17 protein-coding genes, 1 tRNA gene and 3 rRNA genes are annotated in these 24,055 nt (G+C 67.9%); 14 read left to right on the top strand and 7 right to left on the bottom strand.

Annotated features, from left to right (window positions below; genetic code table 11):
• Positions 1-4: 4 nt before the first annotated feature.
• Entirely contained in the window at positions 5-1,150 is a 1,146-nt protein-coding gene (dcm, locus tag JYA75_RS02540) for a DNA (cytosine-5-)-methyltransferase (RefSeq protein ID WP_043796739.1), read from the bottom strand.
• 97 nt (positions 1,151-1,247) lie between these two features.
• Entirely contained in the window at positions 1,248-1,523 is a 276-nt protein-coding gene (locus tag JYA75_RS02535) for a hypothetical protein (RefSeq protein WP_043796738.1), read from the bottom strand.
• Positions 1,524-2,223: 700 nt separating this feature from the next.
• On the opposite strand from JYA75_RS02535, the gene JYA75_RS02530 reads away from it, so the two are divergent.
• The 4 genes from JYA75_RS02530 to JYA75_RS02515 all read left to right on the top strand — a co-directional run bounded on the left by JYA75_RS02530 (position 2,224) and on the right by JYA75_RS02515 (position 8,271).
• A 16S ribosomal RNA gene (locus JYA75_RS02530) occupies positions 2,224-3,745 on the top strand.
• A 296-nt stretch (positions 3,746-4,041) separates the two neighbouring features.
• Positions 4,042-7,179 (top strand): 23S ribosomal RNA (locus JYA75_RS02525).
• Positions 7,180-7,328: 149 nt separating this feature from the next.
• Positions 7,329-7,445 (top strand): 5S ribosomal RNA (gene rrf / locus JYA75_RS02520).
• The 16S, 23S and 5S rRNA genes sit together here, the layout of an rRNA operon.
• A gap of 217 nt (positions 7,446-7,662) precedes the next feature.
• Positions 7,663-8,271: a hypothetical protein gene (locus JYA75_RS02515; RefSeq protein ID WP_029547057.1), complete on the top strand. Its 609-nt coding sequence runs from the start codon at positions 7,663-7,665 to the stop codon at positions 8,269-8,271.
• An 81-nt stretch (positions 8,272-8,352) separates the two neighbouring features.
• Here the strand turns inward: JYA75_RS02515 and JYA75_RS02510 are convergent, their stop codons facing one another.
• A complete protein-coding gene (locus JYA75_RS02510) occupies positions 8,353-9,489 on the bottom strand; it encodes a GIY-YIG nuclease family protein (protein WP_006944466.1) in 1,137 nt (378 codons plus the stop codon).
• Positions 9,490-9,706: 217 nt separating this feature from the next.
• On the opposite strand from JYA75_RS02510, the gene JYA75_RS02505 reads away from it, so the two are divergent.
• Positions 9,707-10,318, top strand: a complete 612-nt coding sequence (locus JYA75_RS02505; protein ID WP_072633992.1) for a putative glycolipid-binding domain-containing protein — start codon at positions 9,707-9,709, stop codon at positions 10,316-10,318.
• A 38-nt stretch (positions 10,319-10,356) separates the two neighbouring features.
• Here JYA75_RS02505 and JYA75_RS02500 read toward each other — a convergent pair whose 3' ends face one another.
• Positions 10,357-11,706: an amidase gene (locus tag JYA75_RS02500; RefSeq protein WP_203329670.1), complete on the bottom strand. Its 1,350-nt coding sequence runs from the start codon at positions 11,704-11,706 to the stop codon at positions 10,357-10,359.
• Positions 11,694-12,656: a prephenate dehydrogenase gene (locus tag JYA75_RS02495; protein ID WP_044476377.1), complete on the bottom strand. Its 963-nt coding sequence runs from the start codon at positions 12,654-12,656 to the stop codon at positions 11,694-11,696. Before JYA75_RS02495 ends, JYA75_RS02500 begins: the two co-directional genes overlap by 13 nt.
• Positions 12,657-12,704: 48 nt before the next feature.
• On the opposite strand from JYA75_RS02495, the gene JYA75_RS02490 reads away from it, so the two are divergent.
• The 3 genes from JYA75_RS02490 to JYA75_RS02480 all read left to right on the top strand — a co-directional run bounded on the left by JYA75_RS02490 (position 12,705) and on the right by JYA75_RS02480 (position 13,854).
• Complete coding sequence (locus JYA75_RS02490; protein WP_029547061.1) at positions 12,705-13,244, top strand: tRNA adenosine deaminase-associated protein; 540 nt, start codon at positions 12,705-12,707, stop codon at positions 13,242-13,244.
• Complete coding sequence (locus JYA75_RS02485) at positions 13,245-13,718, top strand: nucleoside deaminase (protein ID WP_006944474.1); 474 nt, start codon at positions 13,245-13,247, stop codon at positions 13,716-13,718.
• Between the two features lie 45 nt (positions 13,719-13,763).
• Positions 13,764-13,854, top strand: a tRNA-Ser gene (locus JYA75_RS02480).
• Between the two features lie 69 nt (positions 13,855-13,923).
• Here JYA75_RS02480 and JYA75_RS02475 read toward each other — a convergent pair.
• Positions 13,924-14,874, bottom strand: a complete 951-nt coding sequence (locus tag JYA75_RS02475; RefSeq protein WP_029547063.1) for a sterol desaturase family protein — start codon at positions 14,872-14,874, stop codon at positions 13,924-13,926.
• A gap of 87 nt (positions 14,875-14,961) precedes the next feature.
• The gene (locus JYA75_RS02470) at positions 14,962-15,537 is read right to left on the bottom strand and encodes a TetR/AcrR family transcriptional regulator (protein WP_006944476.1); all 576 of its coding nucleotides are present in this window, start codon (positions 15,535-15,537) and stop codon (positions 14,962-14,964) included.
• A gap of 95 nt (positions 15,538-15,632) precedes the next feature.
• Here JYA75_RS02470 and JYA75_RS02465 point away from each other — a divergent pair, with 95 nt between their 5' ends.
• The 6 genes from JYA75_RS02465 (at position 15,633) to JYA75_RS02440 (ending at position 24,033) form a co-directional block, all read left to right on the top strand.
• Positions 15,633-16,619: an ABC transporter permease gene (locus tag JYA75_RS02465; RefSeq protein ID WP_203329669.1), complete on the top strand. Its 987-nt coding sequence runs from the start codon at positions 15,633-15,635 to the stop codon at positions 16,617-16,619.
• Positions 16,620-16,760: 141 nt separating this feature from the next.
• Positions 16,761-17,222: an Rrf2 family transcriptional regulator gene (locus JYA75_RS02460; protein ID WP_203329668.1), complete on the top strand. Its 462-nt coding sequence runs from the start codon at positions 16,761-16,763 to the stop codon at positions 17,220-17,222.
• Between the two features lie 78 nt (positions 17,223-17,300).
• Positions 17,301-17,915, top strand: coding sequence for a TetR family transcriptional regulator (locus JYA75_RS02455; RefSeq protein ID WP_044476379.1), 615 nt, complete (start codon positions 17,301-17,303; stop codon positions 17,913-17,915).
• A 37-nt stretch (positions 17,916-17,952) separates the two neighbouring features.
• The gene (locus JYA75_RS02450; protein WP_203329667.1) at positions 17,953-20,295 is read left to right on the top strand and encodes an MMPL family transporter; all 2,343 of its coding nucleotides are present in this window, start codon (positions 17,953-17,955) and stop codon (positions 20,293-20,295) included.
• Positions 20,296-20,377: 82 nt separating this feature from the next.
• The gene (locus JYA75_RS02445) at positions 20,378-22,105 is read left to right on the top strand and encodes an ABC transporter ATP-binding protein (protein WP_029547068.1); all 1,728 of its coding nucleotides are present in this window, start codon (positions 20,378-20,380) and stop codon (positions 22,103-22,105) included.
• Positions 22,102-24,033 (top strand): ABC transporter ATP-binding protein, encoded by a 1,932-nt coding sequence (locus JYA75_RS02440; RefSeq protein WP_203329666.1) that lies wholly within the window; start codon positions 22,102-22,104, stop codon positions 24,031-24,033. The genes JYA75_RS02445 and JYA75_RS02440 overlap by 4 nt, the downstream gene beginning before the upstream one ends.
• The last annotated feature ends 22 nt before the right edge of the window (positions 24,034-24,055 follow it).

Raw genomic sequence — 24,055 nt, 5'->3', positions numbered from 1 at the left:
GTCCTCAGGCCGCGGCCTCGGGGAAGCCGCCCATGCGGTCCAGGTGGGATTCGACGTCGTCGAGGAAGCCGGGCACGAATCTCAGGTTCCCGGACCGGGCCCGCCGCAGGAAACCGGCGGTGGCCCGCGCCGACAGCAGGCGCGCGTCCTCCAGGAATCCGGCGAGATCCTCGTACGGTTCCTGCACCGGCCAGTGCGACTCGTGCACCCGGAAAGCCCGCCGCCGCGCGCCCCAGGCGGCACTCGGCCAGGGGTCGCCGGGCCGCAGCGGGGTCTCGTGGTCGGGTGAGTAATCGATCGGCCGCCCGAGCCGTCCACCGACCCACGCGGCCATGCGCACGCTCACTGCGTTGCCGACGAGTCGCCACCGATGCCCGGTCCGCACACCGGGCGCCTGGATGGCGGGTGCGGTCCAGTCGGGGTCGAAGCCCTGCAGCCGTTCGGCGTCGATCAGACCGGGAGTGACGATCTCGCCCGACGGCAGCCGCACTGCCGGCGGACTCGCGATGCCCACCGTGGAGCCGCCCTTGAGCGTGGGCACGGCGTTGACCGCCCAGCCGAGACCGCGCACGCCTTCGGTCCAGTAGAACCCGCACGGGTGGGTGCCGGGATCGCCTTCCGCGGGGGCGCCGGCGTCCTCGCCGAACAACACCGTCCGGGGGTCGTCGGTGCGCGAGGCGAGCATGAGCACCCGCTGCCGGCGCTGCGGGAGTCCGAACGCGCGGGCATCGACGACCCGGTACGCCCACGCGTACCCGAGATCCTCGAGCGCATCGGTGATGTGACGCATCGCGGCGCCGCGTCCGAGTTGCAGCATGAAGGGGACGTTCTCGATGAGCAGCCATCGCGGGCCCTGCTTGCGCCGCACCAACCGGAACACCTCGTCGACGAGGCCCGACCGGGAGCCGGTGATGCCGGCGGTCCTGCCGGCCTGCGACAGGTCCTGGCACGGAAAGCCCGCGGTGACGACCTCGGTTGCCTGGGGCAGGGAACGGAGGCGGGTGACGTCGGTGTGCAGAGGTACATCGGCGAAGCGGGCGCGGAGCACGGCCTGGGCTCCGGCGTCGATCTCGCAGAGCAGTTCGGTGCGCCAGCCGTGCTCGGCCAGGCCGAGCTCGAGTCCGCCGATACCGGCGAACAAACCCACCATGTTCCCGGTCGACGTCACGGCACCCTTTCTCGCTTTGCTCACGGAGCACGTTACTCGAGAATTCGGGCGGCCCGTGCCGCGACGCGAGATGCAATGATCACGTCCGCCGAAAGAGCGAGGCGTGTGCCTCGGGGGACGCGATCGACTCGAAGGCGGCCTTCATCCGGACCACGGCCTCGATCCGGCGGGCCACGCTCGGTGCGACGTCACCTGCACAGTCGCCGGCCTCGCGGTCGCCGATCCCGAGGAGGAGCTCGTCGAGCGCGGCGAGGTAGTCCTGGCAGGCCGCCGCGCACGTCGCTGCCGCGGGGGACCCCGAGCCGGGTCCGTCCGCCCGGCCCGGCGGGACGATCTCTGCGGGAAAGCCACTCATGGGTCTCCTATGCCTGACGTGATCGGGGACGCGCGCCGCGGAACGACAACGACGGTGCCACGCAGTGCGCACGCCGGCTACGGTCCGCGCGGGGACTGCCACGAGGCGGACGCCTCGGAAGGTGAGACGCAGTGGCACAGGGGATGGTTCCGTGTCGCGGAAACAGCCGTCCTCGCGGGCAAACACCCGTCCTGACCTGGCGATTTGGCGCGGGGTCGAATGATCACGTAACTTATTCCAGGTCAGAGCGACACGGACACCGACCCGGCCCGCAGGGGCCCGGGAAAACGAGGTTGGACGAAGGCGCCTGATTAACCCGATTGAAAACCTTCTGGTAGGGTTTCCAATCGCTCCTGAGATCGGATCGGCCGCGGATTTTGATTCCGAAAGCCCCCGATGTTAGGCTGGAACGGTTGCCCCGGAGTGAAGCACTGAAAAGTGCGGAGCGATGGTGTGCGCGTGTTCTTTGAGAACTCAACAGTGTGCCGATGAATGTCAGTGCCAAATATTTTGTTTGGTGCGATCAGATCAGACGCCGACCATGGTGTCAAGCCGATGAGGTGTCGTGAGATGATCGTTGCTGGCTGCCGCATTCTTCCGTCTGTGGTGGTCAGTGTTTTTTTGCTGGTTTGAGTTTTTTGCTGGTGATTTGGCTCGATGTCTATGACTGATCGGCCCTTCGGGGTTTGATTGTGAGTCTTCAACGGAGAGTTTGATCCTGGCTCAGGACGAACGCTGGCGGCGTGCTTAACACATGCAAGTCGAACGATGAAGCCCAGCTTGCTGGGTGGATTAGTGGCGAACGGGTGAGTAACACGTGGGTGATCTGCCCTGCACTTCGGGATAAGCCTGGGAAACTGGGTCTAATACCGGATAGGACCTCGGGATGCATGTTCCGGGGTGGAAAGGTTTTCCGGTGCAGGATGGGCCCGCGGCCTATCAGCTTGTTGGTGGGGTAACGGCCCACCAAGGCGACGACGGGTAGCCGGCCTGAGAGGGCGACCGGCCACACTGGGACTGAGACACGGCCCAGACTCCTACGGGAGGCAGCAGTGGGGAATATTGCACAATGGGCGCAAGCCTGATGCAGCGACGCCGCGTGAGGGATGACGGCCTTCGGGTTGTAAACCTCTTTCAGTACCGACGAAGCGCGAGTGACGGTAGGTACAGAAGAAGCACCGGCCAACTACGTGCCAGCAGCCGCGGTAATACGTAGGGTGCGAGCGTTGTCCGGAATTACTGGGCGTAAAGAGCTCGTAGGCGGTTTGTCGCGTCGTCTGTGAAAACCCGCAGCTCAACTGCGGGCTTGCAGGCGATACGGGCAGACTTGAGTACTGCAGGGGAGACTGGAATTCCTGGTGTAGCGGTGAAATGCGCAGATATCAGGAGGAACACCGGTGGCGAAGGCGGGTCTCTGGGCAGTAACTGACGCTGAGGAGCGAAAGCGTGGGTAGCGAACAGGATTAGATACCCTGGTAGTCCACGCCGTAAACGGTGGGCGCTAGGTGTGGGTTTCCTTCCACGGGATCCGTGCCGTAGCTAACGCATTAAGCGCCCCGCCTGGGGAGTACGGCCGCAAGGCTAAAACTCAAAGGAATTGACGGGGGCCCGCACAAGCGGCGGAGCATGTGGATTAATTCGATGCAACGCGAAGAACCTTACCTGGGTTTGACATACACCGGACCGCCCCAGAGATGGGGTTTCCCTTGTGGTCGGTGTACAGGTGGTGCATGGCTGTCGTCAGCTCGTGTCGTGAGATGTTGGGTTAAGTCCCGCAACGAGCGCAACCCTTGTCCTGTGTTGCCAGCAATTCGGTTGGGGACTCGCAGGAGACTGCCGGGGTCAACTCGGAGGAAGGTGGGGACGACGTCAAGTCATCATGCCCCTTATGTCCAGGGCTTCACACATGCTACAATGGCCGGTACAGAGGGCTGCGATACCGCGAGGTGGAGCGAATCCCTTAAAGCCGGTCTCAGTTCGGATCGGGGTCTGCAACTCGACCCCGTGAAGTCGGAGTCGCTAGTAATCGCAGATCAGCAACGCTGCGGTGAATACGTTCCCGGGCCTTGTACACACCGCCCGTCACGTCATGAAAGTCGGTAACACCCGAAGCCGGTGGCCTAACCCCTCGTGGGAGGGAGCCGTCGAAGGTGGGATCGGCGATTGGGACGAAGTCGTAACAAGGTAGCCGTACCGGAAGGTGCGGCTGGATCACCTCCTTTCTAAGGAGCATCTGCCCACACACCCCGAACAGTCGGGGCGCGTGTGCGGCCAGAGACCGTTTGTCCCCGCATGTGGGACACGGTGGCTCATGGGTGGAACGCTGACAGCTACTTCTCGTCCGGGTCCCGTTTCTGTGCGGGATCCGAGGAGTTATATCGGTGCACTGTTGGGTCCTGAGAGAACACGCGAGTGTTTTGTCAGCGACGATGCTCATCAAAGCTTCCGCCGGTCGGTGGGGTGAGTAGTGGGTGTTGTGTGTTGTTTGAGAACTGCACAGTGGACGCGAGCATCTTTGTTGTAAGTGTTTATGAGCGTACGGTGGATGCCTTGGCACCAGGAGCCGATGAAGGACGTGGGAGGCTGCGATATGCCTCGGGGAGCTGTCAACCGAGCTGTGATCCGAGGATTTCCGAATGGGGAAACCCAGCACGAGTGATGTCGTGTTACCCGCGCCTGAATATATAGGGCGTGTGGAGGGAACGTGGGGAAGTGAAACATCTCAGTACCCACAGGAAGAGAAAACAACATGTGATTCCGTGAGTAGTGGCGAGCGAAAACGGAAGAGGCTAAACCGGATACATGTGATACCCGGCAGGGGTTGTGTGTTCGGGGTTGTGGGGTTCGATGTGTCGGTGCTGCCGCGCCGGCCGACAGTGAGAAATCGCCTGTGTTAGTCGAAATGGTCTGGAACGGCCTGTCGTAGAGGGTGAGAATCCCGTAGACGAAAACGCGGTGACTGTCGATTCGAATACCCGAGTAGCAGCGGGCCCGTGAAATCTGCTGTGAATCCGTCGGGACCACCCGATAAGCCTGAATACTCCCTGGTGACCGATAGCGGACTAGTACCGTGAGGGAAAGGTGAAAAGTACCCCGGGAGGGGAGTGAAATAGTACCTGAAACCGTGCGCTTACAATCCGTCGGAGCCTTCGAGCAGTTTGGTCTGCTGGGGGTGACGGCGTGCCTTTTGAAGAATGAGCCTGCGAGTTAGTGGCATGTCGCGAGGTTAACCCGTGTGGGGTAGTCGTAGCGAAAGCGAGTCCGAACAGGGCGTCTGTAGTGGCATGTTCTAGACCCGAAGCGGAGTGATCTACCCATGGCCAGGGTGAAGCGACGGTAAGACGTCGTGGAGGCCCGAACCCACTTAGGTTGAAAACTGAGGGGATGAGCTGTGGGTAGGGGTGAAAGGCCAATCAAACTCCGTGATAGCTGGTTCTCCCCGAAATGCATTTAGGTGCAGCGTCGCGTGTTTCTCACCGGAGGTAGAGCTACTGGATGGTCTAGGGGGCCCACAAGCTTACCGAAATCAGCCAAACTCCGAATGCCGGTGAGTGAGAGCGCGGCAGTGAGACTGCGGGGGATAAGCTTCGTAGTCGAGAGGGAAACAGCCCAGATCGCCGGCTAAGGCCCCTAAGCGTGTACTAAGTGGAAAAGGATGTGGGATCGCTGAGACAACCAGGAGGTTGGCTTAGAAGCAGCCACCCTTGAAAGAGTGCGTAATAGCTCACTGGTCAAGTGGTTCTGCGCCGACAATGTAGCGGGGCTCAAGTACACCGCCGAAGCCGCGGCACTCGCACAACACCCCGGAGGGTCCACGGATCGTCCGGCAGTGGTGCGGGTGGGTAGGGGAGCGTCGTGCAGCCGGGGAAGCGCCGGAGTGATCCAGGTGTGGAGGCTGCGCGAGTGAGAATGCAGGCATGAGTAGCGAAAGACGAGTGAGAAACTCGTCCGCCGAATGACCAAGGGTTCCTGGGCCAGGTTAATCCGCCCAGGGTGAGTCGGGACCTAAGGCGAGGCCGACAGGCGTAGTCGATGGACAACGGGTTGATATTCCCGTACCCGTGTGAACGCGCCCCTGGTGAATCATCGGTACTAACCGTCCAAAGGGTGATCGAGTTCCTTCGGGAGCCGAGAGCCTGCTGCACGGGACCTTCGGTGGTAGTAGCCAAGCGATGGGGTGACGCAGGAAGGTAGTGGGGCCGGTCAGTGGTTGTACCGGTGTAAGCCCGTAGGGCGTGACACAGGCAAATCCGTGTCGCACACAGCCTGAGAGGTGATGCGTAGCCGAATGAGGCGAATTCCATGATCCTATGCTGCCGAGAAAAGCCTCTAGCGAGCTTTCACACGGCCCGTACCCCAAACCGACACAGGTGGTCAGGTAGAGAATACCGAGGCGATCGAGAGAACTGTGGTTAAGGAACTCGGCAAAATGCCCCCGTAACTTCGGGAGAAGGGGGACCAGTCCCGGTGACCGGACTTGCTCCGTGAGCCGGGGGTGGTCGCAGAGACCAGAGAGAAGCGACTGTTTACTAAAAACACAGGTCCGTGCGAAGTCGTAAGACGAGGTATACGGACTGACGCCTGCCCGGTGCTGGAAGGTTAAGAGGACCGGTCAGCGGAGTTCACTCCGCGAAGCTGAGAATTTAAGCCCCAGTAAACGGCGGTGGTAACTATAACCATCCTAAGGTAGCGAAATTCCTTGTCGGGTAAGTTCCGACCTGCACGAATGGCGTAACGACTTCTCTGCTGTCTCAACCACAGACTCGGCGAAATTGCACTACGAGTAAAGATGCTCGTTACGCGCGGCAGGACGAAAAGACCCCGGGACCTTCACTACAGCTTGGTATTGGTGTTCGGTTCGGTTTGTGTAGGATAGGTGGGAGACTGGGAAGCCCGCACGCCAGTGTGGGTGGAGTCGTTGTTGAAATACCACTCTGATCGTATTGGACCTCTAACCTCGGACCCTGATCGGGTTCAGGGACAGTGCCTGGTGGGTAGTTTAACTGGGGCGGTTGCCTCCCAAAATGTAACGGAGGCGCCCAAAGGTTCCCTCAGCCTGGTTGGCAATCAGGTGTCGAGTGCAAGTGCACAAGGGAGCTTGACTGTGAGACCGACAGGTCGAGCAGGGACGAAAGTCGGGACTAGTGATCCGGCACCGGCATGTGGAAGCGGTGTCGCTCAACGGATAAAAGGTACCCCGGGGATAACAGGCTGATCTTCCCCAAGAGTCCATATCGACGGGATGGTTTGGCACCTCGATGTCGGCTCGTCGCATCCTGGGGCTGGAGTAGGTCCCAAGGGTTGGGCTGTTCGCCCATTAAAGCGGCACGCGAGCTGGGTTTAGAACGTCGTGAGACAGTTCGGTCTCTATCCGCCGCGCGCGTTAGAAACTTGAGGAAGGCTGTCCCTAGTACGAGAGGACCGGGACGGACGAACCTCTGGTGTGCCAGTTGTCCCGCCAGGGGCACGGCTGGTTGGCTACGTTCGGAAGGGATAACCGCTGAAAGCATCTAAGCGGGAAGCCTGTTCCAAGATGAGGTTTCTCACCCCCTCGAGGGGGTAAGGCCCCCGGCAGACCACCGGGTTGATAGGCCGGAACTGGAAGTGCGGTAACGCATGCAGGTGACCGGTACTAATAGGCCGAGGACTTACCACAAAGAAGCTACGCGTCCACTGTGCGGTATCTGAAACAACACACTCACACTCGCTGCGCGAGGAGTCGGAGTAAACGCTGCCCCCCAAAGAATGGGTGGGCCTGCGGCCCCCGACCCACGCGAACAGCGTGCGTGGGTCGTTTCACAGAGTTACGGCGGCCATAGCGGAGGGGAAACGCCCGGTCCCATTCCGAACCCGGAAGCTAAGCCCTCCAGCGCCGATGGTACTGCACCCGACAGGGTGTGGGAGAGTAGGACACCGCCGAACACCCGTTACCGGAAGCCCCCCAACCTCGTTGGGGGGCTTCCGGCATTTCCGCATGTTCCGGTTCGGCTCCCTCTTGTCCGTGCTCCGGCACAGGCGAATCATTGAATCTACGGTGGTCGCGATTGCCGGCCGTCGGGTGACGCCGACGGTGGACGGCGACGGGTCGGCCACGGAAGCCGTTGGGTGCGGGCTTGTCCCGCACGTGGAGGCGATAGTGATGTTCATTCAGGTCTGGCAGGGGACGGTTCGCGACGAGCAGGGACTGAAGGCCTGCCTGCAGCGGTGGACGGACGAGCTGCGCCCGGGCGCAGTGGGCTATCTGGGTAGCACGTCGGGATTCAGCGACGACGGCACCTTCGTGTCGGTGGCGCGGTTCGAGTCGGAGGAGGCGGCCCGCCGCAACAGCGAACGTCCGGAGCAGGGCGCGTGGTGGGCCGAGGCCGAGCAGTGCTTCGACGGGGAGATCACCGTCCACGACTGCCGTGACGTCGAGGTGTGGATGGAAGGTGGCTCGGACACTGCAGGATTCGTACAGGTCATGGAGGGGCACTGCCCCGATCTCGGGCGGATGAAGAGTCTGCTCGCCGAGGGTCAGGACCGGGTGCATGAGCTGCGGCCCGAGATCATCGGCGGCACGCTCGCCACCTACGGTGACGACGGGTACGTCGAGACGGTGTACTTCTCGTCCGAGGAGGAGGCACGGGCCCACGAACGGATGGAGATTCCCGACGATCTGCGGCCGCTTCTGGAGGAGGAGATGCGCCTGCTCGGCGACGTGCACTACTACGACCTGCACGAGCCCATTCTCACCCCGAGCGGCAGGTGAGCCGGCTCAGCCGACAGTAGGGAAGCCCGGGCCGTGGTGGCACGGCCCGGACCGCCCCGCAGTGTCAACCGTTCCGCAGTGTCAGGGCCTCGGCCGGTGGGGCAGGGCCCGCGTGAGCCGCGGCGCCCAGCCGTGGGACGGCCAGCGCTTGAGTCCCAGCCGATCCGGCGTCAGACGGGTGTCGACGAAGAGCTTCTCGAGTTCGGGATCGGCGTCGCCGAGGAAGCGGTAGAGGATGGTGCCGCCGTTGTCCTCGGTGCGGGATGCCGCTTCCCAGCCGGTGGCCCGGTAGGCGCCGCGCACGATGTTGTCCGCCACCACCAGGATGGGCAGTCCGTCGACCCGGCGTGCCGCGGCTCCGGCCGGCCACGGACGGTCGGCGAGTCCTCGGACCTGTTCGGGGGAAGCCGATTTCGCATCCGTGATCCGCAGCACGACGCACGGGGTGGGCAGCTCGGGTGCGGCCTCCGCGGAGTACTGACGTATCAGCTCCTCGATGGGGTGGGCCACCCGGTCGGATTCCTCGGTCGCGCCGACGAGGTTGGTCAGCACGAGTTCGCCGTCGTGCGGTTCGAGCAGCCCCAGCACCGAGACCAGGGCCTGCGCGGTGAAGCCGGCGGCGTGGTCGGCGTCGACCGCCGGGGCCACCCGGTCGGCCACGACGTAGTGGCCCACGGAGTAGCCGGAGTCGTAGACGGCACGGATCCGGTGCACAGCCGCGTCGGCTTCGGGGGTGTGGGCGGGCGGGGCCTCGCCGCCGGCGGTGAGCTTGTGGTTTTCGCCGAGTGCCGTCCAGGTCAAGGCGAACAGGCGGTTTCCGCGGCCCTGTCCGACGTGCAGGACGGTGTGGTCGCGCGGATCGACGAGGGCGTACACATAGGCACCGAGCTGTTCGACGACCATCGCCGGCAGCGGGTCCGGGGTGGGGGTGCGGTCGTCGACGTCGGTGACGATCTCGCGCAGGACGGCGAGGCGCAAGGCGACCGGTACGGTGCCGGCGGAGCCGCCGAACAGTTCGCGGTTGGCGGCATCGACGGAGCCGAAGGCGCGTCCGGTGTGGCGGGCCAGGGCGGCGAGCGCACGAGTGAACTCGGCGAGGCGCTGACGAGGGTCCGCGGCGGTATCGGGCAGCTCGTTGCTGGTCAGGAACATCTGGATCTCGGGGGACTCCAGGAGGATCTGGGCGATGTTCTGAGGAACTGTCCACACGGTACGCATGAGGCGACTGTAGGCCAGTCTCTTGCGGGTAGCGGGTTGCGTGCTCAAACGCGCTGCACAACGCCGGTGGTCACCGCCCGGCAACCGCGTCTTGGTGCCGCGGACACGCGCCCGTGGTGTGACGATCGCCACGTTCGCCGTAGTCGTCGGCTACACGAAGGGCACGATTCACGGCACCCCTGCTCCCTGGGGGTGGCTCGTCGCTTAACGTAGACACGTGAGCATCCCAGTCCCCGATGCCGCGCGGTCTGCGGCGAGCCCAGCATCGAACTGGCCCGCGATTCTGACGTGGCGGGCGTACGACGTTCCTCGGATGGAGTCGGTGCGTGTCCAACTGAGCGGCAGTCGCATCAAGGCGGCGGGTCGCATCGTCGGCGCGCAGTGCGCGGAGCACCCCGCGTTCAGCGCGTCGTACGACCTCGTGACCGACGAGAACGGTGTGACGCGCCGGTTGTCGGTGCGCACGACCGTGGCCGCCGGCGAGAGGCACATGTCGATCAGCCGGTCCGAGGAGGGCATCTGGATGGTCGACAACGGCACCCAGCACCAGCGTTCGGCGTTCGGCGGGGCACTCGACGTCGATGTCATCCTCAGCCCGTTCTTCAATGCGCTGCCGATCCGCCGCTACGGGCTGCAGTCCGGCGCGGACGAACTCGAGGTTCCGGTCGTCTACGTGAACCTGCTCGACCTCGGCATCGAGGAGGCCACCCTCGTCTACAGCAGCGCGGCCGACGGCATCCACGTCCTGTCCCCGGTCTCCAGTTCATCGGTGACGGTGGACGGCGACGGTTTCGTCGTGGACTACCCCGGTCTGGCGGGGCGGATCTAGGCCGGGCTGTTTCAGGAGAGGGCGTTGCCCTCGCAGTTTCAGGAGAGGGCGCTGCCCTCCACTGCCATCGCCAGTGCGAGGGCCGTGGACTCTCCGGGGTGACTGCCGTGCCCGCCGGTCCCGGTGGTCAATCCGATCACCTGTACGCCGATGGGAAAGTCCCCGCCGCCCGGCGCGGGAACCGACACCGCAGGTACGCCGAGCACGCTGAACGGGATGCACATCTGCAATAGCGGCCCCCGGAGCGCGGCGGGGTCGCTGTCGAGTGCGGCCGATCGCAGCGGGGTGGTGACGGTGATCAGGGCGTCGAGCCCGTCGTCGCGGCGTAGCCGGCGCAGGACGTCGCGGCGCAGCCGGGCGGCCGTTCGCACGGCCCGCACGTAGTCCGTCGCCGGACGGTCCCGCTGAGCCGCGAGCAGCGCCGCGGTGGCCGGCTGGTAGAGGTCCGGGTCGTTCTCGAACCAGCGCTGATGGGTTTCGTACGCCTCCGAGCCGGTGACGACGGGATACACGGCGAGCAGGTCGTCGGTCTCCGGCAGCGTCACGTCCCGTACCTCCGCACCGAGGTGGGCGAGCGTGCGGCAGGCGTCGTCGAGCGCGGACTCGAATGCGGCGTCGGGCACGTCCCAGAGGCCGCCGCGCAGCCGCCCGACCCGCAGACCCGAGACGGGCGTGCGCAGGTGTGCGATCCCGGGCAGCGCACCCCACGCCAGTCCGGCGTCGAGGACGTCGCGGGCGAGCAGGCCCACGTGGTCGAAGGTGGTGGACAGGGGGAACACCCCGTCGACCGGCAACGCGCCGCGGGTGGGCTTGAGGCCGACGACGCCGCACAGTGCCGCCGGGGTCCGCACACTGCATCCGGTGTCGGTGCCCAGCGCCAGCGGCACGATGCCCTTGGCGACGAGCGCCGCCGACCCCGAGGACGAGCCGCCGGTGATCCGGGTGGGATCGTGCGGGTGCCGGGCCGGTCCGGACGCGTTGACCAGGCCACTCGGCCCGTACGCGAACTCGTGCAGGTGCGTCTTGGCCACCACGACGGCGCCGGCCTCGCGGAGCCGCTCGACGATCCTGGCGTCCCGTGCGGCCGGCGGTGCGTCGGCGAGGACGCTGCTGCCGCACCGCGTCGGCATCCCGGCGACGTCGATGTTGTCCTTGACGGCGACGGCGACACCGTGCAGCGGGCCGATCCAGTTGCCGGCCGCGAGTTCGGCGTCGGCGCGAGCGGCGGACTCGAGGGCGGCGGCGTCGTTGCGAGCGGCCACGAGGTTCGACCACGGTGTGCCGTCGAGGGCGTCGAGGTCGGCCAGAACCTGCCGGACGTGGCCGGTGGCGGTCAGTTCGCCTTTCGCGAGTGCCGCCGTGGTGTCGCGCAGTGTCACCGCGTCCACACCTCGCCGCGGCGGCCGGCCTCGCGCAGCCGGGCGATCCAGTCGGCATCGCCGGGGACGATGCCGGTGACGGGCCGCCGTGCGCGCTGCTCGAATCGTCGCCGGGCGGCGTGACCGGCGGCGGTCAGCTCGGCGGTGCTGCCGTCGGCGAGTCGCTCGCGGGCGAGGCGCAGCACCTCGAGGGTCTCGTCGAGGGTCGTGAGCAGCGCCGTGGCGTTGCCCTCGCACATCGCGTCGACCAGCGCGGGTGCCGTCCCGGCGACGCGGGTGCCGTCGCGGAACGAGCCGGCGGCCAGGCCCAGCGCCAGGTCGCCTCCGGCGGCCCCGGACAGCGCCAGTGCCTCGGCGAGCAGGTGCGGCAGGTGCGAGACGCGGGCGACCGCGGCGTCGTGCTCACCCGATTCGGCGGGCACGACGACGGAACCGCAGTCGAGGGCGAGATCGGCGACCTGCGTCCACACCACGGGGTCGGTGCCGTCGTCCACGGTGACCACCCACACCGCGTCGCGGAACAGTTCCGCGAATCCCGCCGACCAGCCGGACTCGGCGGTGCCGGCCATGGGATGGCCGCCGACGAAGCGGGCGGACAGCCCGTGGGCGGCGACAGCGGCGGCGACCTGCGACTTGACGCTGACCACGTCGGTCAGCGCGGCGTGCGGGGCGTGCTCGGCGACGGCGGCGAGCACCGCGTCCACCGCGGGCACGGGCACGGCGACGACGACGAGGGCGTCGGATTCCGCGGCGCGCCGCAGCGTGGCCGGCAGGTCGGTGGAGGCGTCGAATCCGTCGGCCCGCGCGGCCTCGACGGGCTCCGCCGACCGGTTGTATCCCCAGGCCTCGCGACCCGCGGCGACGGCCGCACGCAGCAACGATCCGCCGATCAGGCCGAGGCCGAGCACACACACGGGCGGGGTGGACGCGGAGGTGGGCACCCGAACAGGTTGGCACATCGCCCGCTGGACTTCATTCACGGGACTGCGCCGACTACCGTTGCGCCCATGGCTGCGCAGCGTGCGGGGAACAAGAGCCCTTCCGTGAGTTCGACTGAGGACCTCGACGGGTTCGGGGTCGCCGTGACGCGGGAGGACGGTCGCTGGAAGTGCAAGGCACTGTCGGCGGCGGTGTTGACGAGCCTCGAGGTGGCCGACCGGGAGCTGCGCGAGCTGCGCAGCACCGGCGCGATCTTCGGGTTGCTCAACGTGGACGACGAGTTCTTCGTCATCGTCCGGCCCGCCCCGTCGGGCACGCGTCTGCTGCTGTCCGACGCGACCATGGCCATCGACTACGACATCGCCGCCGACGTGCTCGACGCGTTGAACATCGAAATCCCGGATATCGACCCCGACGAGCTCGACGACATCGAGCCGTGGGAGGAGGGCGATCTGGGGATTCTCGCGGACTTGGGATTGCCGGAGCCGGTGCTGGCGGTGATCGCCGCCGAGTCCGATCTGTATCCGGACGAGCAGATCGAGGAGATCGCCCAGCGGCTGGGATTCGACGACGTCCTCGCCACGACGCTGGACAAGCTGCGCCCCTAGATGGGCCTGCGCGACGACGAGGCGATGATCCGGGCCGCGCTGGAGGCGGCCGCCGCGGCGCCGGCCGGCGACGTGCCGGTGGGTGCGGTGCTGTTCGATGCGGACGGGACCGAGCTGGCCCGTGCGGCGAATTCGCGGGAGGCCACGGGCGATCCGACGGCTCATGCGGAGGTGCTGGCGCTGCGCGCAGCGGCGAAGGTGCACGGCGACGGCTGGCGGCTCGAGGGCACGACGCTGGCCGTGACGCTGGAGCCGTGCACGATGTGTGCGGGCGCGCTGGTGCTGGCCAGGGTGCACCGCGTGGTATTCGGGGCATGGGAGCCGAAGACGGGTGCGGTCGGGTCGCTGTGGGACGTGGTGCGTGATCGTCGGCTCACCCACCGCCCACAGGTGCGCGGCGGCGTGCTCGAGGACGAATGCGCGGCGGTGCTCGAGGACTTCTTCCGGGCCCAGCGTCTCGCCGAACGCCGGTGACCTGCGGATTTCAACTCCGGGACCGAATCCGGTAAAGTCGTGGGCGGTGGCGTGTCCGAGCGGCCTAAGGAGCACGCCTCGAAAGCGTGTGACGGGTAACCCCCGTCCGAGGGTTCAAATCCCTCCGCCACCGCCAAGAACGGCCCCGATCCGGTTGACCGGATCGGGGCCGTTTTCGTTCGTCGAATGCGCAGTTCCGGTCGCTTCACCCGGCGTGTCGTGACGACAACTGCGCACTCGCGACGGTGGTCGGTCGCTGCGGCGCCCAGCCGGGCGGGCCGAACGCGTAGCCGAGCTTGTCGCGCCACCTCGTGGCGGCCCGCCAGTCGCGGGCGATGGCCTGGTACTCGTGCGTCTGCAGCCGCCAGATGTTGTAGGTGCCGACGGGCTTGGTGAGTCCGTACGTGGGGCGGTGGGTCTCGCGGCGGAAGGTACCGAACAGGCGGTCCCACAGGATCAGGATGCCGCCGTAGTTGCGGTCGAGGTATTCGGGGTCGCACCCGTGGTGCACACGATGGTGTGACGGGGTGTTGAACACGAACTCGACGGGCCGGGGCAGCGTGCCCACCCGCTCGGTGTGCACGAAGAACTGGTACACGAGCGAGACGGAGAATCCGACGAACACCATCCACGGCGGGATGCCGAGGAAGGGCAGCGGCAGCCACATGAGGATCTCGCCGCTGTTGTTCCATTTCTGGCGCAGGGCCGTGGCGAAGTTGAAGTACTCGCTCGAGTGGTGTGCCTGGTGGGTGGCCCACACGAGCCGCACCCGGTGCGCTGTCCGGTGGTACCAGTAGTAGAGCAGGTCGATGCCGAGGATCAGGATCGCCCACGTGTACCAGGCGTCCGCCGGCAGGTGCCACGGTGCGAGGTACACCCAGATCGCCGAGTAGCCGACGAGGGCCAGCACCTTCCAGGCGGCGCTGGTGCCGATGGAGACCAATCCCATGGAGATGCTCGTGCGCGCGTCGATGGCCTCGTAGCCGCCGCGCGGCGGACGGGTGTGCCCGTCGTCGCCGGGTTCGACGTGCTCGAGCGTGCGGGCGGCGGCCCATTCGAGGGCGAGGAAGAGCAGGAACGCCGGGATGGCCAACGCGACGGGGTCGTGCAGGGGCTCGAGCAGCGACGCCCAGGACGCCGTCAGGGTCTCCCACATTCGGTCCTCCGGGAGTGATGTGAACAGGCGTCCAATCTACCGGAATGTGGTGACGGTCACTACGGCGGGCGAGGGGCCGCCGGGCGGTCACTGCGGGAGCGGCCGCCCGTCCGGACGCAGGCCGGCGAGGTAGATCGCGATCATCCGGGGCACGAGGGCGGGCACGACGTCGTCGACGAACCGCACGTGGGGGCGGGTCAGCCGGGCCACCGCCATGATCACCTCGATCGGCTGGACGTCGTCGCGGACGAGGCCGGCCTGCTGTGCGGCGTGGACGAGCTCGGTGACGCGCGCCTTGGTGCCCTCCCGGATCTCGAGGACGTCGTCGGGCAGTTCCCGGTAGCTCTCGACGATGAGAGCCGGGATCAGGGCGCCGAGCCGCAGCCGGACGGCGGTGTCGACGAATTCGGCCCAGGCACGTTCGGGGTCCGACGTCATCGCGGCGAGGGCGCGATCCGCCGCCGCGCCCGCCTCGTCGAGGGTGCGACGGGCCACGGCGTGCGCGAGATCGTCGCGGGTGGGGAAGTTGCGGTAGAGGGTGGCGATGCCGACGCCGGCGCGCTCGGCGATGGCATCGAGGGGTGCGTCGTGCCCGCGTTCGGCGAGCACGTCGCGGGCCGCGAGGATCAGGGCCTCGCGGCGGCGGGCGGCATCGGCGCGCATGGGATCTCCTGTGTTCGGCGGGTTGACACCCCACTCCTACCGGAGGAATATACTCCACATAAACGGAGAACAATCCTCCACTTCAAGGAGCCGTCATGGTTGCCCCGGACACCTCCACGGCGCGGCACGCCCCGCCGGACGCGGTACGCGTCGCCGGCGTCGTGCTCGCGCTCACCGCCGTCATCGCCCTGATGCTGTTCGCATTCGCCGCGCCCGCCGTGAACAGCGGCCCGCACGCGCTGAAGATCGGCATCGCCGGGCCGGACCAGGCCGTCGCCCGGATCGAGGCCGGCCTCTCCGGTGCCCGGCCCGGTGCGTTCGCGCCGCAGCGGTACGCCGACGCGGAGGCGCTGCGCAGCGCCATCGAGCACCGCGAGGTCGTCGGTGGCCTCGCCGTCGGGCCGGACGGGCCCGCGATGTATGTCGCCGGGGCCGGCGGCGCCCCCGTCGCTCAGGTTCTCACCGCCACGGCCACCGGCCTGTCGGAGGCCGTCGGCCGACCCGTTCCCGTGCGCGATGTCGTGCCGCTGCCGGCCGACGACCCGGCGGGGGCCGGCCTGAACTCGCTGGCCCTGCCGCTGGTCCTGGGCGGTCTGGTGCCCGCGATCGCCCTCGTCCGGCTGTTCCCCCGGCGGGTCGGCCTGCGCGTGTTCGGCGCGGTCGGCTTCGCGGTGCTCGCGGGGCTGACCCTCACTGCCGTCCTGCAATTCGGGTTCGGCAGCCTGACCGGGAACTACTGGGCCACCGCCGGAGCGCTCACGCTGGGCCTGGCCGCCGTCTCGCTGCCACTGCTCGGCCTCGAGTCGCTCTTCGGGCTGCCCGGTTTCGGTGCCGGGGCGGTCCTGATGATGTTCGTCGGCAACCCGCTGTCGGGCTTCGCGACCACCGCAGCGTGGCTGCCGCAGGGGTGGGGCACCTTCGGTCAGCTGCTGCCACCCGGCGCCGCCGGCACGCTGGTCCGCTCGGTGGCCTTCTTCGACGGGCACGGCGGCGGGACGGCGGTGCTGGTGCTGAGCGCATGGGTTGTCGCCGGCCTCGCATTGTGCGCGGCGTCGGCACGTCGTCGCACCGTCGTCGCATGACCGCAGTCGCACCGTCGTCGCATGACCGCAGTTGCACCGTCGTCGCATGACCGCGGCCGCGTCGCGCGCTTTCCCTCCGGTTTGGTAGGAATCGTGTGTCCGTCGGCGCCCGGCGGCCAGGCGCGAACCGAGGAGTGCGACGTGCATATCACCGCCCGGGTGGACTATGCCGTGCGCACCCTGCTCGAACTCGCGGCGGCCGGCGAGGCGCCCGCCAAGGCGGAGGGCCTGGCCCGGGCGCAGCGCATCCCGCACAAGTTCCTCGAGGCGGTCCTCGGGGATCTGCGCCGCGGCGGACTGGTGCACAGCCGTCGCGGCCCCGAAGGGGGGTACTGGCTGGCCCGCCCGGCCGACGAGATCTCCATCGCGGACATCATCCGCACAGTGGAAGGCCCGCTCGCGTCGGTGCGCGGCGAGCGGCCCGAGGATGTGGTCTACACCGGCCCGGCCGAATGCCTGCGCGACGTATGGATCGCGGTGCGGGTGAATCTGCGGGCCGTCCTCGAGGAGGTCACCCTCGCCGACGTCGTCGCGGACGATCTTCCGCGGTTCGTGGCCGACCTGACCGCCGATCCGGGCGCCTGGGAGCGCCGGCGCACGTGAGCGCTGCCACAACGCCCGGGGTGGTGTGGGCAAACGCATATTCTTGCAGTTCTCTGCAAATTTGCAGGGCTCTGCAAGATGCGTACCGTGGAAGACGTGACCAATCCGCCCGGACTGCGTGACCGCAAGAAGGCCGCCACGCGGGCAGCGCTCGTTGCCGCCGCGGCCGACCTTGCCCGCGCCAAGGGCATCGACGGCGTCACCGCCGACGCCATCGCCGCGAAGGCGGGCGTGTCCACCCGCACCTTCCACAACTACTTCGCGAGCAAGGAGGAGGCCGTCCTCGCGCATCTCGAGGGGTTGGTGCACTCCTGGGTCGGGCGCCTGCACTCACGGCCCGCCGGGGAACCCGTATGGGACTCCATGGAAGCCGTCGCCCGGCAGATCGTTTCGGAGCCGGACGGCGACTTCGTCGAGCTGTGTTCGACCATGGAACTCGTCGATCAGAGCCCGGCACTGCTGGCGCGCCGCGTCGAGATGGAAGTGCGCGCCTCGCAACTGCTCGTCGAGGCCATCGCCGAGCGCACCGGCACCGATCCCCGGGTCGACCTGTACCCGAGCCTGGTCCGCTACGCCGCGGTCTCGGCCATGAAGTCGGCAGTCGAACTGTGGCTCGCCGGCACTTCGGGGGCGGCTTCCCCCGAGGAACTCGTCCGTGCCGCCTTCGGGCAGCTGCGGCAAGGCCTTTCCTAAGACACCTGCACGACACATCCGGAAGACGAGGTTCCCCGTGGCGACCTATCTCTATCGGATCGGCAAGTTCGCCTATCGGCGAAAAGGCACGGTCCTCTCCCTCTGGCTGGCGATCCTCGTCCTCTTCGGCGTGGGTGCGGCCACCCTGTCCGGGCCGACGACGGACTCGTTCTCCATCCCCGGCACTCCCGCGCAGCAGACGCAGGACCTGCTCGCCGAACGGTTCCCGAACGCCGCGGACCCGATGAACGCGCTCAGCGCGCGCTACGTGTTCGCCGCCCCCGACGGCGGGACCCTCGACGAACCACAGAACCTCGCGGCGATGAACGAGGTGCTGGCGGCGATCCGCGGGATCGACAAGGTGACCGCCGCCGCCAAGATCGACCCGGCCGTCGCCACCCCCGAGCAGCAGGCCGCCGTCCTCGTCGACCCCGTCACCGCGAACGCCGGTCTCGTCGAACAGATGAAGACCGCCGCGGAGCAACAGGGCAAGCCGGAGGAGACCGCGCTCGCCGACGCGGCCGCGCTGTCGCCACTGAGCCCGGACCGCACCGTCGGATTCGTCACCGTCCCGTTCGAGGGCGGCTTCGGCGACGTCGACGACACGATGCGCGAGCAGATCGCCGCGGCCGCGGAGATCGGCCGGGACGCGGGCCTGAACGTCCAGGTCAGCGGCACCGCCGCCGCGGAGGCCGAGATGCCCGGCGGCGTCACCGAACTCATCGGCATCGGCATCGCCGCCGTCGTCCTCGCCATCACCTTCGGCTCGCTCGTCGCCGCGGGCCTGCCCCTGATCACCGCCATCATCGGCATCGCCATCGGCAGCCTCGGCATCACCATCGCCACCGGTTTCGCCGACCTGAGCTCGATGACCCCGACGCTGGCGATCATGATCGGTCTCGCCGTCGCGATCGACTACTCGCTGTTCATCGTCTCCCGGTTCCGGCACGAGATCACCGTCACCGCCGACCGTGCCGAGGCGGCCGGACGTGCCGTGGGCACCGCCGGCTCCGCCGTCGTGTTCGCCGGCCTGACCGTGATCATCGCCCTGATGGCCCTCAGCGTGGTGGGGATCCCGTTCCTGTCCGCCATGGGCTACGCGGCCGCATTCACGGTGTTCATCGCCGTGCTCATCGCGATCACCCTGCTGCCGGCGATCCTCGGCCTGTTCGGCCGCAAGGCGTTCGCCGGCCGCATCCCGGGCCTGAAGGACCACGACCCGGAGGCCGACACCGACAGGCCGAGCGCCGCCCAGCGCTACATCCGCTGGGCCACCGGCAAGCCGCTGATCCCGCTCGTCGCCGGCGTGCTGCTGCTCGGCATCCTCGCGCTGCCCGGCGCGAACCTGCAGCTCGCCCTGCCCACCGAGGCCACCGGCGACCCGAAGACCAGCGCCCGTCAGGCCTACGACCTCGTGAACGAGGCGTTCGGTCCCGGCCGCAACGGCCCGCTGCTCGTCGTCGCCGACGCCCGCGAGGCCACCGTCGCGCCGCAGCAGGCGTTCGGGGAGGTCGTGCAGCGCCTGTACGAGCAGGACGAGGTGGTCAACGCCCAGATCGTGGCCGTCAACCAGGCCGGTGACACCGCGCAGATCATGGTCACCCCCCGGTCGGGCCCCAGCGAGCCGGCGACGATGGACCTCGTGTCGAGCATCCGCGACCAGGAGGCCCAGCTGCACGACGAGATCGGCGTCTCCTACGGCATCACCGGACAGACCGCCCTCGAAGGCGACGTGTCCGAGACCCTGCAGAGCGCGCTCGTCCCGTACCTCGCGGTGGTCGTCGGACTCGCGTTCATCCTGCTGATGCTCGTGTTCCGGTCGATCCTGGTGCCGCTGACCGCGACCCTCGGATTCCTGCTCAGCGTCCTGGCGACGTTCGGCGCGACCGTCGCGGTCTTCCAGGAGGGCTGGGGCGGGCTGGTCTCCAACCCGCAGCCGATCGTCAGCTTCATGCCGATCTTCCTCATCGGCGTGGTGTTCGGCCTGGCGATGGACTACCAGGTCTTCCTGGTGACCCGCATGCGGGAGGAGTTCGTCCACGGCGCGTCCGCGAAGGAGGCCGTGCGGATCGGATTCGCCCACGGTGCCCGGGTGGTCACCGCGGCGGCGGTCATCATGATCTCGGTGTTCGCCGCCTTCATCGCCGAGCCGAACTCGTTCATCAAGTCGATCGGCTTCGCGCTCGCCGCCGCCGTGTTCTTCGACGCGTTCGTCGTGCGCATGGTGATCATCCCCGCGGTGATGGCGCTGCTCGGCGACAAGGCCTGGTGGCTGCCGACGTGGCTGGACCGCATCCTGCCGAACGTGGACGTCGAGGGCGAGAAGCTCCGCCGTGAGCTGACCGTCCCCGAGCCCAGCCGCGAGCCGGCGCACACATGACCGGACCCGGGCGCCTTTTCCGTTCCCTCGCGGGCGGAAAAGGTGCCGGGAACCGGGCCGCTGCACCGGTAGCGTGGTGATCATGCTGGTCCGGTTGCTCCCGCGGTTCCTGCGCCCTCACCGGGGGGCGCTGATCGCGGTGGTGCTGCTGCAGATGGTGGCCACCGGCACCATGCTGATCCTGCCGGCGCTCAACGCCGACCTGATCGACTACGGCGTCGCCCGCGGCGACATCGGGTACATCCTCACCACCGGCGCGGTGATGCTGGCGATCAGCTCGGTGCAGATCGGCTGCTCGATCGGTTCGGTGTACTTCGCGGCGCGCACCGCCATGGCCGTCGGCCGCGACGTGCGGCTCGCCGTGCTCCGGCGCGTCGGCGGATTCTCCGCCCGCGAGTTCGGCCGGTTCGGCGCGCCGTCGCTCATCACCCGCAACACCAACGACGTGCAGCAGGTGCAGATGCTCGTGCTGATGAGCTGCACCATCGTGGTGATGGCCCCGATCATGGGTATCGGTGGCATCGTCATGGCGCTGCGCGAGGACGCCGGCACGTCGCTGGTGCTCGTCGCTGCCGTTCCCGTCCTCGCGGTCACCATGTTCGTCCTGATCGCGAGGATGGTGCCCGCCTTCCGGGTGATGCAGGTGCGCATCGACGCCGTCAACCGGGTACTGCGCGAACAGATCACCGGCATCCGCGTGGTGCGGGCGTTCGTGCGCGAGCGCACCGAACGGGACCGGTTCGAGGTCGCCAACGTGGAACTGACCGACACGGCCCTGCACGTCGGCCGCATCAACGCCCTGCTGTTCCCGCTCGTGATGCTCATCGCCAACGCCACGAGCGTGGCCGTGCTGTGGTTCGGCGGCCACCGGATCGACACCGGTGACATGCAGGTCGGATCCCTCACCGCGCTGCTGAGCTACATCATGCAGATCCTGATGGCGGTGATGATGACATCGTTCGTGGCGATGATGGCGCCGCGCGCGGCGGTGTGTGCCGAGCGGATCCTCGACGTGCTCGACACCGAATCGTCGCTGCCGGCGCCGGCTCGGCCCGTCCGCACCCTCGCCACCCCCGTGACCCTCGAGCTGCGGGGGGCGGCCTTCGCGTATCCCGGCGCCGACGCGCCCGTCCTGCGCGACGTGACGTTCCGGGCCGAGCCCGGCAGCACGACCGCCGTGATCGGCGGTACCGGCTCCGGCAAGACGACCCTGCTGCGGCTGATCCCGCGGCTGATCGACGTCACCGCCGGCTCGGTCCTGGTGGGCGGCACCGATGTGCGTGACCTGGACCCGCAGGTGCTGCGCGCGGCGATCGGTCTCGTGCCGCAGCGGGCCTACCTGTTCTCCGGCACCGTCGCCGACAATCTGCGGTACGGCCGCGCCGACGCGACCGACGACGAGCTCTGGCACGCCCTCGAGGTCGCACAGGCCGCGGACTTCGTCCGGGCGATGCCGGAGGGGCTGAACACCCTCGTCGCCCAGGGCGGCACCACGGTCTCGGGCGGGCAGCGCCAGCGCCTGGCCATCGCCAGGGCTCTGGTCCGCCGGCCGTCGATCTACCTGTTCGACGATGCGTTCTCGGCCCTGGACCAGGCCACCGACGCGCGGCTGCGGGAGGCACTGTTCCCGGAGACCCGCGATGCGTGCGTCGTGGTCGTCGCGCAACGGGTGTCCACGGTGCTCGACGCCGACCGCATCGTCGTCCTCGACGGCGGGGCCGTCGTCGGCTCGGGCACGCATCTGGAACTGCTCGCGAGCTGCCCGACCTACGCCGAGATCGTCGAGTCGCAGCGCATGGTGACCGCATGACCGAGCGCAAGGAGGCGGGGCCGCGGCTCGGGGGTGTGGACCCGGGCGCGCCGGAGAACCGGGCACGGCAGAAGTGGCCGGCCACCAAACGGCTCGTCGGCCTGTTGCGGCCGCACCGGTGGGCCGCGGCCGTGGTGCTCGTCCTGGCCGTGCTCGGGGTGGTGGCGTCCTCGGTGGCGCCCCGCATTCTCGGCCACGCCACCGACCTGATCTTCAGCGGGGTGATCGGCCGTCAGCTGCCCGCCGGGCTGTCGAAGGAACAGGCGGTCGAGGCGCTGCGGGCGCAGGGACGCGACCAGTTCGCGGAGATGGTGTCGGCCATGTCGCTCGTGCCGGGCGCGGGCATCGACTTCGCCGCCCTCGGCCGCACCCTCGTGTTCGTGCTCGCGCTGTACCTGCTGTCGTCGGGCCTGATCTGGCTGGCGGCGTACGGGCTCAACGAGATCGTGCAGCGCGTCATCCGCGATCTGCGATCCCGGGTGGAACGCAAGGTGCACGCGCTGCCGTTGCGCTATTTCGACTCCCATTCCCGCGGTGATCTGCTCAGCCGCGTCACCAACGACATCGACAACATCTCGCAGGGCTTGCAGCAGTCGATCAGCCAGCTGGTGCTGTCGGTGCTCACCCTGCTCGGGCTCGTCGTGATGATGGTGTGGATCTCGCCGCTGCTCGCGCTCGTCGCGATCCTCATGGTGCCGGCGTCGGTGGTGGTGACCGCGGTGGTGGCGAAGCGGTCCAAACGGCACTTCGTGACCCAGTGGAAGGCCACCGGCAACCTCAACGGCCAGATCGAGGAGGCCTTCACCGGCCACGAACTCGTCACCGCCTTCGGCCGGACCGCCGAGGTCGAGCGTCGCTTCACCGAGACCAACGACGAATTGTTCCGGGCCGGGTTCCGCGCCCAGTTCGTCTCCGGTCTGGTGATGCCGCTGGTGATGTTCATGAGCAACCTCAGCTACGTCGCGATCGCCGTGCTCGGCGGGCTGCGGGTCGCGTCGGGCACCGTCAGCCTCGGCGAGGTGCAGGCCCTGATCCAGTACTCGCGGCAGCTCGGCCAGCCGCTCGGCCAGATCGGCGCGATGGTCAACCTGCTGCAGTCCGCGGCGGCGTCCGCCGAGCGGGTGTTCGAGATCCTCGACGAACCCGAACAGGAGCCCGACTCACCTGCCCCCGTCACCCCGTGGGGGCGGCACGGCCTGGTCGAATTCGAGGACGTCTCGTTCTCGTACCTGCCGGAGCGACCGCTGATCGAGCATCTCGACCTGCGCGTCGAGCCGGGGCAGATGGTCGCGATCGTCGGGCCCACCGGCGCGGGCAAGACCACCCTGGTGAACCTGATCCTGCGCTTCTACGAACTGGATTCGGGACGAATCCTCGTCGACGGCGTGGACATCACGACCATGAGCCGCGACGAGCTGCGCTCGCGTATCGGGATGGTGCTGCAGGACACCTGGCTCTTCGGGGGCACCATCCGCGACAACATCGCCTACGGCAGGCCGGACGCCATCGAGGACCAGATCCTCGAGGCCGCCCGCATCAGCTACGTCGACCGGTTCGTGCGTTCCCTGCCCGACGGCTACGACACCGTGATCGACGAGGACGCCGGCAACATCAGCGCGGGGGAGCGGCAGCTGATCACCACGGCCCGCGCCTTCCTCGCGCAGCCGTCCATCCTGATCCTCGACGAGGCCACCAGCTCGGTCGACACCCGCACCGAGCTGCTCGTGCAGCACGCGACGGCGGTGCTGCGCCGGGACCGCACCAGTTTCGTGATCGCGCACCGGCTGTCGACCATCCGCGACGCGGACCGGATCGTGGTGATGGAGCACGGGCGCATCGTGGAACAGGGCACGCACGACGAGCTCCTCGAGGCCGGCGGCGCCTACTTCCGGTTGTACGACGCGCAGTTCCGCGCCCTCGTGGAATGACCGGGCGAGTACGGGCCGTCCG

The organism is Rhodococcus sp. PSBB066 (assembly GCF_017068255.1).
Classification (GTDB): Bacteria; Actinomycetota; Actinomycetes; order Mycobacteriales; family Mycobacteriaceae; genus Rhodococcus; species Rhodococcus aetherivorans.
Note: the sequence above shows the minus strand (reverse complement) of the source record. Positions and strands in the feature narration are given on the sequence as shown.

Coding starts and splice junctions, on each gene's coding strand:
- dcm (WP_043796739.1), bottom strand. CDS start 1,150: ATGGTGGGTTTGTTCGCCGGTATCGGCGGACTCGAGCTCGGCCTGGCC.
- JYA75_RS02535 (WP_043796738.1), bottom strand. CDS start 1,523: ATGAGTGGCTTTCCCGCAGAGATCGTCCCGCCGGGCCGGGCGGACGGA.
- JYA75_RS02515 (WP_029547057.1), top strand. CDS start 7,663: ATGTTCATTCAGGTCTGGCAGGGGACGGTTCGCGACGAGCAGGGACTG.
- JYA75_RS02510 (WP_006944466.1), bottom strand. CDS start 9,489: ATGCGTACCGTGTGGACAGTTCCTCAGAACATCGCCCAGATCCTCCTG.
- JYA75_RS02495 (WP_044476377.1), bottom strand. CDS start 12,656: ATGTGCCAACCTGTTCGGGTGCCCACCTCCGCGTCCACCCCGCCCGTG.
- JYA75_RS02490 (WP_029547061.1), top strand. CDS start 12,705: ATGGCTGCGCAGCGTGCGGGGAACAAGAGCCCTTCCGTGAGTTCGACT.
- JYA75_RS02485 (WP_006944474.1), top strand. CDS start 13,245: ATGGGCCTGCGCGACGACGAGGCGATGATCCGGGCCGCGCTGGAGGCG.
- JYA75_RS02475 (WP_029547063.1), bottom strand. CDS start 14,874: ATGTGGGAGACCCTGACGGCGTCCTGGGCGTCGCTGCTCGAGCCCCTG.
- JYA75_RS02470 (WP_006944476.1), bottom strand. CDS start 15,537: ATGCGCGCCGATGCCGCCCGCCGCCGCGAGGCCCTGATCCTCGCGGCC.
- JYA75_RS02465 (WP_203329669.1), top strand. CDS start 15,633: ATGGTTGCCCCGGACACCTCCACGGCGCGGCACGCCCCGCCGGACGCG.
- JYA75_RS02455 (WP_044476379.1), top strand. CDS start 17,301: ATGCGTACCGTGGAAGACGTGACCAATCCGCCCGGACTGCGTGACCGC.
- JYA75_RS02445 (WP_029547068.1), top strand. CDS start 20,378: ATGCTGGTCCGGTTGCTCCCGCGGTTCCTGCGCCCTCACCGGGGGGCG.
- JYA75_RS02440 (WP_203329666.1), top strand. CDS start 22,102: ATGACCGAGCGCAAGGAGGCGGGGCCGCGGCTCGGGGGTGTGGACCCG.